The sequence below is a fragment of the Paenibacillus tyrphae genome (assembly GCF_027925525.1).
GTDB lineage: Bacteria > Bacillota > Bacilli > Paenibacillales > NBRC-103111 > Paenibacillus_G > Paenibacillus_G tyrfis_B.
This window is the reverse complement of the sequence record NZ_BSDJ01000009.1, coordinates 163,919-179,033: the sequence shown is the minus strand read 5'-3', so window position 1 is coordinate 179,033 and position 15,115 is coordinate 163,919. Positions and strand designations below refer to the sequence as shown.

At 56.2% G+C, this 15,115-nt stretch carries 13 protein-coding genes and 1 other annotated feature; of the genes, 12 read left to right on the top strand and 1 reads right to left on the bottom strand.

Going from position 1 to position 15,115, the window contains the following annotated elements; genetic code table 11:
- The first annotated feature begins 84 nt into the window (after positions 1–84).
- Positions 85–337: a binding site (T-box leader), on the top strand.
- 103 nt (positions 338–440) lie between these two features.
- From QMG93_RS13190 to QMG93_RS13175, 4 genes are all read left to right on the top strand, one after another.
- Positions 441–3,110, top strand: coding sequence for a valine--tRNA ligase (locus tag QMG93_RS13190; RefSeq protein ID WP_281937106.1), 2,670 nt, complete (start codon positions 441–443; stop codon positions 3,108–3,110).
- A 6-nt stretch (positions 3,111–3,116) separates the two neighbouring features.
- Entirely contained in the window at positions 3,117–4,496 is a 1,380-nt protein-coding gene (locus QMG93_RS13185; protein WP_281937104.1) for a bifunctional folylpolyglutamate synthase/dihydrofolate synthase, read from the top strand.
- 8 nt (positions 4,497–4,504) lie between these two features.
- Complete coding sequence (gene murC, locus QMG93_RS13180) at positions 4,505–5,884, top strand: UDP-N-acetylmuramate--L-alanine ligase (RefSeq protein WP_281937102.1); 1,380 nt, start codon at positions 4,505–4,507, stop codon at positions 5,882–5,884.
- 141 nt (positions 5,885–6,025) lie between these two features.
- On the top strand, positions 6,026–7,360 hold the full coding sequence (locus QMG93_RS13175) for a hypothetical protein (protein ID WP_281937101.1): 1,335 nt from the start codon (positions 6,026–6,028) through the stop codon (positions 7,358–7,360).
- 97 nt (positions 7,361–7,457) lie between these two features.
- Here QMG93_RS13175 and QMG93_RS13170 read toward each other — a convergent pair whose 3' ends face one another.
- Positions 7,458–8,765 (bottom strand): N-acetylmuramoyl-L-alanine amidase, encoded by a 1,308-nt coding sequence (locus tag QMG93_RS13170; protein ID WP_281937099.1) that lies wholly within the window; start codon positions 8,763–8,765, stop codon positions 7,458–7,460.
- Between the two features lie 198 nt (positions 8,766–8,963).
- On the opposite strand from QMG93_RS13170, the gene QMG93_RS13165 reads away from it, so the two are divergent.
- From QMG93_RS13165 to minD, 8 genes are all read left to right on the top strand, one after another.
- The gene (locus QMG93_RS13165; RefSeq protein WP_054975041.1) at positions 8,964–9,206 is read left to right on the top strand and encodes a DUF4321 domain-containing protein; all 243 of its coding nucleotides are present in this window, start codon (positions 8,964–8,966) and stop codon (positions 9,204–9,206) included.
- Positions 9,207–9,269: 63 nt separating this feature from the next.
- Positions 9,270–9,980 carry a Maf family protein gene (locus tag QMG93_RS13160; RefSeq protein WP_281937096.1) on the top strand — a complete coding sequence of 237 codons (711 nt, stop codon included), beginning with the start codon at positions 9,270–9,272 and terminating at the stop codon, positions 9,978–9,980.
- Positions 9,981–10,251: 271 nt separating this feature from the next.
- Complete coding sequence (gene radC, locus QMG93_RS13155; protein ID WP_281937094.1) at positions 10,252–10,941, top strand: RadC family protein; 690 nt, start codon at positions 10,252–10,254, stop codon at positions 10,939–10,941.
- 165 nt (positions 10,942–11,106) lie between these two features.
- The gene (locus QMG93_RS13150; protein ID WP_216795535.1) at positions 11,107–12,141 is read left to right on the top strand and encodes a rod shape-determining protein; all 1,035 of its coding nucleotides are present in this window, start codon (positions 11,107–11,109) and stop codon (positions 12,139–12,141) included.
- 29 nt (positions 12,142–12,170) lie between these two features.
- Positions 12,171–13,019, top strand: a complete 849-nt coding sequence (mreC, locus tag QMG93_RS13145) for a rod shape-determining protein MreC (protein WP_281937092.1) — start codon at positions 12,171–12,173, stop codon at positions 13,017–13,019.
- Positions 13,020–13,029: 10 nt separating this feature from the next.
- Complete coding sequence (gene mreD / locus QMG93_RS13140) at positions 13,030–13,557, top strand: rod shape-determining protein MreD (RefSeq protein ID WP_281937090.1); 528 nt, start codon at positions 13,030–13,032, stop codon at positions 13,555–13,557.
- 74 nt (positions 13,558–13,631) lie between these two features.
- Entirely contained in the window at positions 13,632–14,297 is a 666-nt protein-coding gene (gene minC / locus QMG93_RS13135; protein WP_036690573.1) for a septum site-determining protein MinC, read from the top strand.
- Positions 14,298–14,316: 19 nt separating this feature from the next.
- Positions 14,317–15,114, top strand: a complete 798-nt coding sequence (gene minD / locus QMG93_RS13130) for a septum site-determining protein MinD (RefSeq protein ID WP_010498631.1) — start codon at positions 14,317–14,319, stop codon at positions 15,112–15,114.
- Position 15,115: the final 1 nt, after the last annotated feature.

Sequence of the window (15,115 nt, the reverse complement as noted above, 5' to 3'; positions counted from 1 at the left end):
AACAGGCTTGACCGGGGGGATTTTTGGTTATACTTGTATTGACTCTGTCCTGACTATTGTTTATCATAGTACGCATAGATGCAAGCAAAAACGCGGAAAGGGAATAGTAGACAGCGAACCCTTCAGAGAGCGGAGCCGGCAAGAGCTGGAAGGTTCCGCAGGACGTACCTGTCGAAGTCGCCCCGGAGTTGTCGAATTGAAAGCGGAAGCTCTAGATTCGGCCGGTCACAGCCGTTATCTGTTCAAGTGCCGCACGGATGAAGGGAAGCCTCCAGCTTCTCGGAACACGGGCGGAATAAAGGTGGTACCACGGAAGCGAGAGCCTTTCGTCCTTTGCGGCGGAAGGCTTTTATTTGTTTGTCGTCATTTCTCCGGCAATGGTACTGTAAGGCTAAAAACTCAAAACAAACCACAATTATGTGCATTTGGAGGTTGCAGTGATGGAAGAAACCAAACAAGCGGCGCCGGAAACGGCTATGCCGACAACCTACGATCCGAAGGAAGCCGAGAAAAAGTGGTACGACTACTGGCTCAAGGGACAATACTTTAAAGCGGGGCAGCGTCAGGATGCGAAGCCGTACACGATGGTTATTCCGCCTCCGAACGTCACCGGTATGCTGCATATCGGCCATGCGCTCGATTTTACGCTCCAGGACATTATGGCGCGGACCAAACGGATGCAGGGCTACGACGCCCTGTGGCTGCCGGGCTCCGACCATGCGGGCATCGCGACGCAGACGAAAGTGGAGCAGAAGCTCCGCGAGGAAGGCGTGACGCGGTACGATCTCGGCCGCGAGAAGTTTTTGGAAAAGGTGTGGGAGTGGAAGGAGCATTACGCCGGAACGATCCGCGAGCAGTGGGCCAAAATGGGCTTCTCGCTCGACTATTCCCGCGAACGTTTCACTTTGGACGAAGGGCTGTCCAAGGCGGTGCGCGAAGTATTCGTCCGCTTGTACGAAAAAGGGCTGATTTACCGAGGCAAATATATCATCAACTGGGACCCGGCCGCCCGCACGGCGCTTTCCGACATCGAAGTCGAATACAAAGAGGTGCAGGGTGCGCTGTATCATTTGAAATATCCGGTGAAGGACAGCAATGAGTTCATCGTCGTGGCGACGACCCGTCCGGAAACGATGCTCGGGGATACGGCCGTCGCGGTCCATCCGGAAGATGAGCGATACAAGCACCTGATCGGCAAAACGCTTGTGCTTCCGATCATTGGCCGCGAAATTCCGATCGTTGGCGACGAATATGTCGAGAAAGATTTCGGCAGCGGCGCGGTGAAAATTACTCCGGCGCACGACCCGAACGATTTTGAGGTAGGCAGACGCCACGATCTTCCGCAGGTGCTTGTGATGGACGAATCCGGCAAAATGAACGAAAATGCCGGCAAGTATCAAGGGATGGACCGCTTCGACTGCCGCAAGCAGATTGTGGCGGATATGAAGGAGTTCGGCGTGCTGATCAAAATCGAGGAACACGTGCATCAGGTCGGACACAGCGAGCGCAGCGGCGCCGTCGTGGAGCCGTACTTGTCCACGCAGTGGTTCGTTAAAATGAAGCCGCTCGCCGAACGCGCAATCGAAGCGCAGAAGTCGGGCCAAGGCGCGAACTTCGTACCGGATCGCTTCGAAAAAATTTATTTGCATTGGATCGAAAACATTCGTGACTGGTGCATTTCCCGCCAGCTGTGGTGGGGACACCGCATTCCGGCCTGGTACTGCAGCGATTGCGGAGAAATGACCGTCTCCCGCGAGGACGCTACCGTATGCCCGCATTGCGGCGGCTCGCATCTGACCCAGGACAACGACGTGCTGGATACCTGGTTCAGCTCCGCGCTGTGGCCGTTCTCTACGCTTGGCTGGCCGGAACAGACGGAAGATCTGAAGCGTTATTACCCGACCAGTCTGCTCGTAACCGGCTACGATATTATTTATTTCTGGGTCGCGCGGATGATTTTCAGCGGACTCGAATACACCGATCAAATTCCGTTCAAAGACGTGCTGATTCACGGTCTCGTCCGCGACGCAGAAGGCCGCAAAATGTCCAAGTCTCTCGGCAACGGCGTCGATCCGCTTGAAGTCATCGAAAAGTACGGCGCCGACGCCATGCGCTTTATGATTTCAACCGGCTCCACGCCGGGGCAGGACCTCCGGTTCCGCTGGGAGAAAGTCGAGCAGGCGCGCAACTTTGCCAATAAAATTTGGAACGCTTCGCGCTTCGTCCTGATGAATCTGGGCGATTTCAAAGCGTCGGATATCGATCTGAGCGGCGAGCTCGGTACGGCCGACCGTTGGATTTTGCACCGTTTGAACGAAACCGTCCGCGAAGTGACCCGACTGATCGATGCGTATGAATTCGGGGAAACCGGACGTTTGCTTTACAACTTCATTTGGGACGATCTGTGCGACTGGTATATCGAATTCAGCAAGCTGTCCTTGTACGGCAGCGACGAAGCGGCGAAGAAAACGACAAAATCGGTTCTGGCCTACGTGCTGGACCGTACGCAGCGCTTGATTCATCCGTTCATGCCGTTTATCAGCGAGGAAATTTGGCAGCATCTGCCTCATGAAGGCGAGACGATTACGCTGGCTGCCTGGCCGACCTTCGAGGCGCGTTTTGAAGCGGCGGATGCGGTGCGCGAGATGGAGCTGCTGATGGATATCATCCGGACGGTGCGCAATATTCGTGCGGAAGTGAACGTGCCGATGAGCAAAAAGATCGAGCTGCTCGTGAAGCCGGCCGGCGAAGAATCGCTGGCAATTTTGAAGCGCAACGAAGAATACGTGCAGCGTTTCTGCAATACGTCGGCGCTTTCCATCGAGCTTGGGCTCGCAACGCCGGAAAAAGCGATGACGGGCATCGTGACCGGGGCGGAGCTGTTCTTGCCGCTTGCGGGGCTGATCGACATTGCCCAGGAAATAGCGCGTCTGGAAAAAGAGCTTACTACGCTGCACGGCGAAGTGGACCGGATCGAGAAAAAGCTGGCCAACCAAGGCTTCGTTGCCAAAGCGCCGGCCAAAGTCATCGACGAGGAGAAAGCGAAGCTCGCCGATTATGCGGACAAACGGGATAAAGTGTCGGCCCGGCTGGCCGAACTGAGAGGATGAGCCATCATGAGCGAAGCACAGCTAAGCGTTAACGAAGGGCCGTTCCGGACGGCCCGGGAGGCGATAGACTGGGTTGTCCGGTTTATTCCTCTGGCGGGAATCAAGCCGGGACTGGAGAGGATGGAGCGGCTCATGGAGCTGCTCGACCATCCCCACCGGCGTCTCAAGTTTATTCATGTCGCCGGTACGAACGGCAAGGGATCGGTTTGCGCCTATTTGACCGAAGTAATCCGCACATGCGGCTATGATGTGGGAACATTTACTTCTCCTTACATTGAAAGCTACAACGAGCGCATTCGTCTCAACGGGGTCAACATCCCGGACGAAGACCTGCTGAAGGTGATCAATAAAATCAAACCGTTCGTCGATCAGGTTGCGGAGGAGTTCGGGCAGCCGTCGATGTTCGAGATCTCGACCGTTGTCGCGATCGAGTATTTTGCCCGTACTGCTTATCCCGACTTCGTCGTTTGGGAAACGGGGCTCGGCGGACGATTGGATTCGACGAATATCGTGACGCCGCTTGTCTCCGTCATTACGAATATCGGTCATGACCATATGGAGTTTCTCGGCGATACGCTGGAAAAAATCGCAGCGGAGAAAGCGGCCATTATTAAGGCGGGCGTCCCGGTCGTAAGCGCCGTGGAGCAGCCGGAGGTCGTCCGGATCGTCGAGGATGCGGCGAAGGCCAAGAACAGCACGCTTTATTTGCTTGGCCGGGAGTTCCGTTATGAAACGGTCTCGACCAAGGAAAACGAGCAGACGTTCCGGTTTACCGGCACGTTCCGGGACATTCCGGACGTTGCCATCTCCATGAACGGACCGCACCAGCTGAAAAACGCGGCAGTCGCGTTAATGACGCTTGAGGTGCTGCGGCAATATTATGCGCTGATCGTAGAAGACGAGGATTTGCTTCGCGCCATGAAAGCGGCGCAGTGGCCGGGGCGGCTGGAGATGGTATCGCAGGAGCCGCGCATTCTGATCGACGGCGCGCACAACCCCGAGGGGGCCGAGTCGCTTGCCGCTGCGCTGAAGGAGACGTATTCGTACAATAGGATCCATTTTATGATGGGAATGCTGACGAACAAGAATCATACGGGCTATTTGAGGCATATACTACCAATAGTGGATACGCTTATCCTAACCGAGCCGAATTGGCTGAAAAAGGCCGCTGCCGAAGATCTGGCCGGACTGGCCAAGTCGCTTCTGGCGGAGTGCGGGAGGCACGACGTGGAAGTGATCGTGGAACCCGATTGGAAGACGGGGCTGGAGCGGCTTAAAAGCATGACGGCACAGGACGACCTGGCTGTCGTCTCCGGCACGTTATATTTAATAGGGGACGTCCGTTCCTGGATCAAGCATCAATCCGATTCTGAAAAAGGCTGGTGAACGCAGGCGTGAATACATCGGAGCATATCCATTTTATCGGCATCGGCGGGTACGGTATGAGTGCCATTGCCAAGGTGATGCTGGAAATGGGCTACCAAGTTTCGGGATCCGATTTGGCGCAGCAGGAGCTGACGGAGAAGCTTGCGGCCAAAGGGGCGCAAGTGTTCATCGGGCACGAGGCGCAAAATGTGAAAGGCGCGGACGTCGTCGTATATTCCACGGCTTTGGCCAAGGATAATGTCGAAATGGTGGCGGCGGAGGAACTGAACATTCCGATGCTGCACCGTTCGCAAATGCTGGCGAGACTGATGAACGCCAAAAAAGGCATCGCGGTTGCGGGCGCGCACGGAAAGACGACTACGTCGTCGATGATCGCGCTCGTACTTGAGCGCTGCAGCTTGGACCCAACCTTCATCATCGGCGGGGAAATTATGAACGTGGGAAGCAACGCCAAGGCGGGCAAAGGCGATTGGGTCGTCGCGGAAGCGGACGAGAGCGACGGTTCGTTTTTGCAGTACCAGCCTGCCATTGCCTTGGTAAATAATATTGAAGCGGATCATCTGGAAAACTACGACGGCAATTTTGAAAATTTGAAAAAAGCCTATGCGCAGTTTTTGAGCCAGGTGAAAGAGGACGGCAAGGCTATCGTTTGCTTGGACGACCAATACTTGAAAGAGATGATCTCCAGCGTAAATAGCGAGGTCCTCACGTATGCGATCGAAGCGGAAGCGGATTTTACGGCTCGAAACATCGTTCTTGGCGACCGTAAAGTATCCTTCGATGTGATGCGAGGCGGCGAGTCGCTCGGAGCGATTCATCTGTCCGTACCGGGCAAGCACAACGTCTACAATGCGCTCGCTACGCTGATTACTTGCATGGAAGCGGGGGTGTCCTTCGACCGGATCGCGGAAGCGATTACCGAGTTTCGGGGGGCCAAGCGGCGTTTCCAGGTGCTCGGGGAAGTCGACGATATTCTGGTGATCGACGATTACGCGCACCATCCGACCGAAATCGAAGCGACGATTCAAGCGGCCAAGGCGACCGGTAAACGGATTGTCGCCGTATTTCAGCCTCAGCGCTACACGCGGACGTACTTTTTGTTCGAGCAGTTCAGCCGCGCGTTTCCCGAGGCGGACGAAGTGATCATTACCGACATCTATTCGCCGGCGGGCGAGAAGCAGATCGAAGGCATCGATTCCGCGAAGCTCGTCGAGCTGATTCGTCAGAACAGCAACGCCAACGTACGCTATGTCCCGACCAAGGAGCAGGTGCAGACCTATTTGCTGAAGTCGGTGCAGCCCGGAGATTTGGTGATTACGATGGGCGCTGGAGACATATGGAAAGCGGCGGCCGGTCTTGCCGAGGCATTGACGAAACGCTTGGCTTAGCAGTACGAAACGAAAAACCTCCGGAACACGGGTTCTTTTGAGAACAGCGCAGCCGGGGTTTTTTTGCGTGCGACCGTTCTATTTGCGGACCGATTCTCATAGTCTAGTAATACGAAAATGGGACAAGGGAGAGTTGGCGCAATGAACAAGACCAAGATGACGTTTCGTTTCCACAAGGACGGGCAGCGGCAAGAACGGCAGGAAACGGGAAGCGGGCCGCAGGTTATCCCCCTTCGATCAGAAGAATATACCGTCGTGGAGCAGCGGGTTGACGAAAGCCGCGAGGAGCCGGACAAGGGGGACAAGCCGCAGGTAGAGACTGAAAAAATAAGAGGACCGCTGTGGACCGGACCTACGCTTAACGAATATACGACCGATTTCGGTGGTTGGCAGAGCTCCTTTGAGACCGAGACGCACCGCGTGGAACAATTGATTCGCGAAACGGGCGGCGGCCGGTCGTTCGATCCGGAAACGGGTTACGTCGAGCGGCCGGATCAGACCGGCGGCATGGAGCGAACGCACCGGCCTTATACACAGGAGGAATCGGCCTATTTCAGAAGAACCCCGGGTAACGGCTCTTGGATTCGGATTACCGCTTCCGTCGCCGGTGCGGTTGTAACGGGCGTCGCGTTCGGTTTTTTGGTTTTGTCGATGTTTTCGGGCGGTACGGACTCGGTCAAAACAACAACCCCGGGCGGCACGACGACGGCCCAGCAAGGGACAAAGGGAACCGGGGCCGGCGGGACCGCTTCTACGGGAGAGACGACCGGTAAAACGGGAGATGCGGCGGCCAAGTCGGGCGGCGCGGCTTCGGCCGCCCCGGCGAGCGGTTCTGCTATTGGCGTGGCGTTGCAGATTCCGGCGAAATCATATGCCGTTCTGCAAGGCGGGGTATTCAGCAGCGCGCAGGGAGCAGAGGCCGCGGCTGCGGATTTTCGCAAGAAAGGATTGGCAGGAGCGGTAGATGGGGGAGACAAGCACCCGGTCTATGTGGGAATGGCGGGAACCCGGGACGAAGCTCTGGGGCTGTCGCAAGCTTATCAGCAAAAAAATATCGAGGTGATTGTCAAAACACTCGATTTGCCGGCGGTGACGAAAGTCAAATGGAACGGCAAGCAAGCCGATGTGTTTTCCAATTATATAGCGCAAGGGGATAAGCTTGTGAAGCTCATCGCGGCGCAAACGATCGCTCATGCGGCCGACGCCAAGCCGGAAGCGCTTGACGACAAGGCGCTGCAGTCGATCAAGACGACGCATCAAAGCTGGTCTCAGACGGCTGCAGCTGTCAGCGACGGTCTGGGCGAAGCCGGGAAGAAGGCGCTGCCCAAAATGAATAATTCCTTGAATACGGCTGTGGCGTCGCTTGAGGAATACAAGAAGAACCCGTCCCAAGCCTTCCTGTGGCAGGCGCAAACGGCTGCCATGCAGTACGTCGTGGCGGAGAAGGAATTGCTCCATGCGGTTGCGCTTCCTTAAACCTACAGGCGGACATCCGCCGACGGGGGCGCATGAAAAGAGCCGCCCGGACCGGATTCGGTTCGGACGGCTTTTTCCGCGGGTATAAAGGACTTGCTTACTTGTCGGATGATGGCTGTTCAGGGGCCGTTTTCTTCGGCGTTGCGGCATTCGCCATGTAGCGGTCGACCAGCGCTGCGGCTTCCGCGCGCGTGATCATCCGCTCCGGCTCGAAGCGCTCTGCCGTCACGCCGTCGATCCATCCGGTCCGCTTGAGGCTTGCGATGGCGTCCGCGGCCCAGAAGCCTGCCTTCACGTCCCGGAACGGCAGCTGCTCGCCCGGAACCTGCGGCGCCTTCGCCAGCCGCTGAAACATCGCTGCCGCCTCCGCCCGGGTCACGGGCCGGTCGGGCCGGAGCGTGCCGTCGGGGTAGCCCTCCAGCACGCCGGCCTTCACCGCCCGATCGAGGGCGGCGAAGGCCCAATGCCCCGCGCTCGCGTCGCGGTACGCGCCCGCGCCGGCCCCGGCGGCTCCGCAGCTCCCGTCGCCGTAAACCCCGCCGGTGACCGTGCCGTCACCGGCGCAGGCGCTCCCTGCCGGCTTCGCCGCCGGCAGGTCGAATACCCGGCCGAGCAGCGTCGCCCACTCCGCTCTCGTCAGCATCCGGCCGGGCTCGAACCGCCCTCCGGTGCCTTCAACCACGCCTTGCGCTTTCAGCCGCAGGACGGCGTCCCGGGCCCAGTGTCCCCGGAGATCGGGGAACACGTTGCTTTGCGGCGATATGTACGCTTCAATGCCGCGGGCAATACCGAGCGCCATCGTCTGGCGCATCGAGTTGCTGGCCAGCAGCTCCGCATCCTCTGCGTTCGAGAGGAACGCCGTCTCCACGAGAATGCTCGGAACCGTTCCCATCCGCACGACATATACCGCACTGGGAACAAGCCCCTTGTTTTCCAGCCCTGTCGTTTGGACGAAGGCGTCCAGCACCTGCTGCGCCAGCTTGCGGCTCTCGGGTGTGAGCGCCTTCATCTCTTCGCTGGCAGGGTAGCTGCTCTGAGGGGAGGCATCGTCATAATAAAGCACCATGGCCCCGCGTGTGCCCGCATTAAAATACGAATTTGCATGAACGGAGACGAAAAGATCGGGCTGCTGTCCATTGGTGAAGTCGACGCGTCCCTTGAGCGAAATAAAATCGTCGGTATCCCGGGACATGGCCACCTCATAGCCCCGCTGGACAAGCAGATCCCGCAGCCGGCGGGCTATGTCCAGATTCACCGTTTTCTCCTGCAGGTCATTTACCCCGATGGCCCCGGAATCGGAGCCCCCATGCCCTGCATCGACGACAATTTTCGCAGCCGAGGCATGCCCCGGCAGCACCAGAAGGGCGAACGCGAGCAAAGCGGCCCGCATCCATGGCTTTCGCATCTTCCGGTCCACTCCTTCCTTGATCCGGCTTCTATTGTACTGGTACTTCTTGCATCCGGTAAGCGGTAAAATATTCCTTCGTGAAGAAGTCCTTTGTTAACGAAAAGTCCGCTTGTTCCTTCGCGAGTTATGGTATAATGACGTGTGGCATTTTCGAAGCGGCCGATTGCATTTTTTACGAAAGAGGTATCCTATATTTTGAAAAAGAATACGCTCACGTTCATCCTCATGCTGCTGCTCGGGCTCGTCGCCGGAACGCTTATCGGCCAACTGCTGTCGCCGTATGCGGGCTTGTCCTTTCTGACCAAATCCGTAGAGCTGACCTGGCAGCCAAAAGCCGATTTGTTGGTCATCCGGTACGACCTGAATCTGCATATTCGGCTGAATCTGATCAGCATCGTCGGGCTGGCGGCCGGCTTTTGGCTGTACCGCAAACTTTAGAACCGAAGCGGGCGGAGACGGCAAAGGCCCACTTTTACAAAATTCGAAACGAGGGACCGGTTTATGACGCTCACGACAACCAAAACCTTAATACTGGCTTCATCTTCTCCGCGCCGCCAGGAGCTGATCCGCTTCCTTCAGCTGCCTTTCGTCGTCCAAGCGAGCGATGCGGACGAAACGACGGACGCCGGCTTGACGCCTTCGCAAATCGTGGAAGAGCTGTCCAGGCGCAAGGCGCTGGCCGTAATTTCGCGTTTGAAGGCGGACGATTCCATGCCGAAGGACGGTGTCGTTATCGGGTCGGATACCATTGTCGTTTGGCATGGCGAAGTGCTCGGCAAGCCGCAGGACGAAGAGGACGCTTTCCGGATGCTTAGCGCGCTTCAAGGCACGGAACATGAAGTATACACCGGGATAGCCTGTATCGGGCTGACGGCGGACAACGCCCCGAACGGCGAAGCCGGAGGCACGGAGCTTTCGGTTACCCGTCTTCCCGGAGCGGTTTATACAACATCGACCGACCGTTTTACGGGAAGCTGTCGCATGACCGTCGGGCACAGCGTGACCAAAGTTGGCATGAAGCCGCTCACGGACGAGCAAATTCGGAATTACATCCGAACGGGGGAGCCGATGGATAAAGCGGGAGCTTACGGCATCCAAGGCTTAGGCTCCACCTTGATTCAAAACATCGACGGCGATTATTTTACCGTAGTCGGTTTGCCGATGTACCTGTTGTCCGAGATGCTGGAGGCTCACGGCATCCGGGTACTGTAGAGCCGAACGCCTTCCGGGCGTTCCGCAACGAATCGCTTAAACTTCTCCAGGAAAGGCGCCCTTTATCCGGCGCTTTTCGTGCCTCTCAACCATCATTTCCCAACAGGCCCTGGGACTGAAATCGACTCCGGTTTCCGAAGAGATATATAGGTTTTACCGCTTGGCCTGCGTACATCAGTTCGGTATTCGGCACGTTTTGTCGGTCACTGTCATTTGACAAAACATCATGCTATAATGAGGACTCGGACATCTCATAGAAAGAAGGGAATGCATGGAATCGCCCAATATGACCTTGCGCGATGTCCCCAGCGAAGACCGACCGAGAGAGCGCATGATGTTGTATGGGGCACAAGCACTGAGCAATGCGGAACTGCTGGCTATTTTGCTCCGCACCGGTACATATCAGGAATCGGCCGTTCACGTTGCCCAGCGACTGCTTCTCGAATGCGGCGGTCTCCGCATGCTAACGGACATGAGCATGGAGCAACTTACCGAAATTAAAGGCATCGGCGAAGCCAAAGCGCTGCAGATTCAAGCGGGCATCGAGCTCGGGAGAAGGCTGGCGCGAAGTACGATGAACGAAACGGTTACGATTCGCTCGCCGCAAGATGTCGCTGCGCTGCTGATGGAAGATTTGCGCTATTTGCAGAAAGAGCATTTTGTGTGCCTGTTCTTAAATACGAAAAATCACGTCATCGGGCAGGAAACCTTGTCGATGGGCAGTTTGAACGCCTCCATCGTACATCCCCGCGAAGTGTTCCGGGCCGCCATCAAGCGCAGCAGCGCTTCGATCGTATGCGCCCATAATCATCCGAGCGGCGACCCTACGCCGAGTCCGGAGGACGTGGAAATCACCAAGCGATTAGTCCAAGCGGGCGAAATTGTCGGGATTGACGTGCTGGATCATATCGTCATCGGCGACAAGCGCTACATAAGTTTGAAGGAGCTTGGATTCATGTAATATAATGAAAGAAACGGGCCGGACGGCAGGAGGTTCGGGATTAGACGAGCCTTGACCGTCAGGCCGCAAATGCGTTGCCGCAGCAGTGCGGCAGCTCCTCGTAAGCCGCATCAAACAAACCATTCCGCGTGATCAGCGCCTCAAATAGAGAAGGGAGCACCAACCATGTTCGGAGGATTCACAAAAGATTTGGGTATCGACCTGGGAACCGCAAATACATTAGTTTACGTCAAAGGCAAAGGCATCGTCGTGCGCGAGCCGTCCGTCGTCGCGATTCGCACGGATACGAAAACGATCGAGGCCGTAGGCAACGACGCGAAGAAGATGATCGGCAGAACGCCGGGCAATATCCGCGCGATCCGTCCGATGAAGGACGGCGTCATTGCCGATTTCGAGACCACGTCGACGATGATCAAATATTTCCTCCGTCAAGCGCAGAAGCAGCGCGTCTTGTTTCAACGTCACCCGAGCGTCATGGTGTGCGTTCCTTCGGGAATTACCGCTGTGGAGAAACGCGCGGTAGAAGATGCGACGCGCCAAGCCGGCGCTCGCGATGCGTATACGATCGAAGAGCCGTTTGCCGCGGCCATCGGCGCCGATCTTCCGGTATGGGAGCCGACTGGCAGCATGGTGGTGGATATCGGCGGGGGGACGACGGAGGTTGCCGTCATTTCCCTCGGCGGCATCGTCACCAGCCGTTCGATCCGCGTGGCCGGCGACGAGATGGATGAAGCGATCATCCAATATATTAAACGCACATACAATTTGATGATCGGCGAGCGCACGGCGGAGCAGATCAAGATGGAAATCGGTTCGGCACTGCCGTTGGAGCCGCCGACCCGTCTTGAAATCCGCGGCCGCGATCTCGTGTCCGGCTTGCCAAAAACGATGGCCGTGACGTCCGACGAGATTACCGAAGCGCTTGCCGACACGGTGAACAGCATCGTGGAAGCCGTCAAGGTAACGCTTGAAAAATGCCCGCCGGAGCTGGCGGCCGACATTATGGACCGCGGCATCGTGCTGACCGGCGGCGGGGGCTTGCTCCGCAATCTGGATAAGCTGCTGTCCCGCGAAACCGGCATGCCGGTGCTGGTCGCCGAGAATCCTTTGGATTGCGTGGCTATCGGCACCGGACGCGCGCTGGAGAACATTCATTTGTTCAAAACGAGAACCGGCCCTACAAGCAGGTCCAGGCGCTAAGCGCTGTCTCGGGTTGGAAGGTGTAGCCATTGAAACTACTGGGGAATAAAAGACTGCTGATCCTGATGCTCGGCCTCATCTGTTTTATTGCGCTGATGGGGCTAACCTTCGGTCAACTGGGTTATAGAACTTGGCCGGAGAAATTTATAAAGGATACCGTTGCATGGACACAGGGATTGATTTATAAGCCGATCGGCTTTGTCGCCGGCGTTTTTGAAGATGTGAACCGGCTGCGCACGCTTCATGAAGAAAATACGGTACTGCGGGAAACGTTGTCCAGATACGCCCGCGATACGACGCGCCTGAATGATTTGGAGCTGCGGAACGAGCGGCTGCAGGCGATGCTTGGCTTCACGGAGCGGCAAAAGTCGATGAACAAGTATAACTTCCGGATTGCCGAAGTGGTGACGTTCCAGCAATCGAACAAGACAATTACGATCAATTTGGGAGAAAAAGACGGTATCCGTCCGAACATGGCCGTTCAATCCGTCGAAGGCTTGCTTGGCCGCGTTATTTCGGTTTCCAATTTTTATTCCGATGTCCAGCTCCTTACCGGGATCGATGACAAAGCCGTAGAATCCAAGGCGATATCGGCAACCGTAAAAGGAAAGGAAAACGAGTCGTTCGGCATGATCGAGCGCTTCGATCCCGACAAGCAAAAGCTGATCATGACAAAGATCGACCCACAAGATAAGCTTCAGGTCGGGGACACGATCATTACGGCGGGGAAAGGGCTTGTCTTCCCGCGCGGCATTGAAATCGGCAAAGTGGTAGAGCGGTACGAGGGCGATTCCGTTACCCATGTTGCGGCTATCGAACCGTTTGCTTCCTTCAACCATCTTCGCGAAGTATTCGTGATCGAAGTGCCGGAAGGTTGAGGTGAGCCGCATGAGTCATAAAAAGTTATGGTTAATTCTCTCCGTGTTGTTTCTGCTCGAAGGAACGCTCCTTCCTTGGCTCGTTCCCGTCGCCTGGCAATCGAAGGTCCAGGTGGACCCGCATTTTGTCCTTGTTATCGTTTTATTTATCGGATTATATATCAACCGGCATACGGCGCTTGTTTACGGCCTCGTATTTGGTATGCTGCACGACTTCATCTATCATTCGCCCATGCTCGGACCTGTATCGTTCGGAATGGGCCTTGCCGGATATTTGGCCGGGATGCTGCAAGGACGCATTTATTCGAGCATTGTGATCAGCATGGTCGTGATCGGGCTCGGCAATTTGTTTTACGATACGGCGATCTACGGCTTGTTCCGGCTGTTTCGTGTCACACATACGAACCTTGAGTGGGTATTCCTTCATCAGATGCTGCCGAGCATGCTGATCAACCTGTTGTTTGCACTTGCCATTTACGTGCCGATCCGCAAGCTTTTCGAGAGTCTTCCGGTGAAGCAGACCGAGGAAATGGAATAATTTTTTTAACGCAAGGCAGCAGGAGAACGCCCGCGCCAAGCCGAATTGTATAGGCTTAGGAGGTAGGAGCGGTTATGGCGGCAGCTAAACATCATGTGACGATCAAAGGTGTGAAGGACGGATTGGTGTTTTTGCTCGATGACGCGTGCGAGTTTTCCGACGTGGTCGCCGAGCTGAGACATAAGCTGGAGAAAACGCACCAGCAAATTTTAACTGGCCCGATCATTCATGTGCACGTCAAGCTCGGCAACCGGGCGGTGACCGAAGAGCAGCGGGAGCTGGTGCGCAGTATCATCAGCCAAAAGGGCAACTTGCTTGTCCAATCCGTAGAGACGGCGGATCCTTCGCACGAGCGAGCGCCGCAAGGGACTCCGGACGTGAAAATCGTTCGGGGAATCGTCCGTTCGGGACAGACGTTTTCGCACGAGGGCGACATTTTATATTTAGGAGACATTAACCCGGGCGGAGCTATTATCAGCTCGGGCAGCATATATGTGATGGGCTCGCTTCGCGGCATGGCGCATGCGGGGGTCGACGGAGACGAAAGATCCGTTATCGCCGCTTCGCACATGAGGCCGACGCAGCTTCGCATCGCGGGAATTATCAGCCGTCCTCCCGACGAATGGGGTCTTGGGGACGCTTTCGATACGTATATGGAATTCGCTTACGTGAAGGACGGCAAAATGGAAATCGACAAAATCCATCATTTGCACAAGTTCGGCTTGAATGTACACGCTTGATGGTAAAGGAGTGGGACCTATGGGAGAGGCAATCGTTATCACGTCCGGCAAAGGGGGCGTCGGCAAAACGACGACGTCCGCGAATATCGGAACGGCTTTGGCGCTGCAGGGGAAAAAGGTCGTTATGGTTGATACGGACATCGGTCTCCGCAACTTGGACGTCGTGATGGGCCTTGAAAATCGTATTATATACGACTTGATTGATGTCGCCGAAGGACGATGCCGACTGCCGCAAGCGCTTGTGAAGGATAAGCGCTTCGACGAGCTGTACATGCTGCCGGCCGCCCAGACGAAAGACAAGCACGCCATTTCGCCGGAATCGGTTCGGCAAATTGTGGTTGAGCTCAAGCGCGATTTCGACTTTGTGATTATCGATTGTCCGGCCGGAATCGAGCAGGGCTTCAAGAATGCGGTAGCCGGCGCAGACAAAGCGATCGTCGTCACAACGCCGGAGAACGCCGCCGTACGGGATGCCGACCGCATCATCGGTCTTTTGGAAAAAGAGCCGAATGTCGAGTCGCCGAAGCTCGTGATCAACCGCATTCGTCCGAACATGGTCAAAAAAGGCGAGATGCTCGATATCGACGAAATTTGCTCTGTCCTTGCCATCGATTTGCTTGGTATCGTTCCCGATGACGAGTATGTCATTAAAGCGGCGAATATCGGAGAGCCTACCGTGATGAATCCGAATTCGCGCGCAGCGATCGCTTACCGCAATATCGCCCGGCGGATGCTTGGCGATTCGGTACCGCTGATGCCCATGGAAGAGAAGACCGGGGTATTGAATAAAATGAAAAAGTTTCTCGGAATAGGATGAA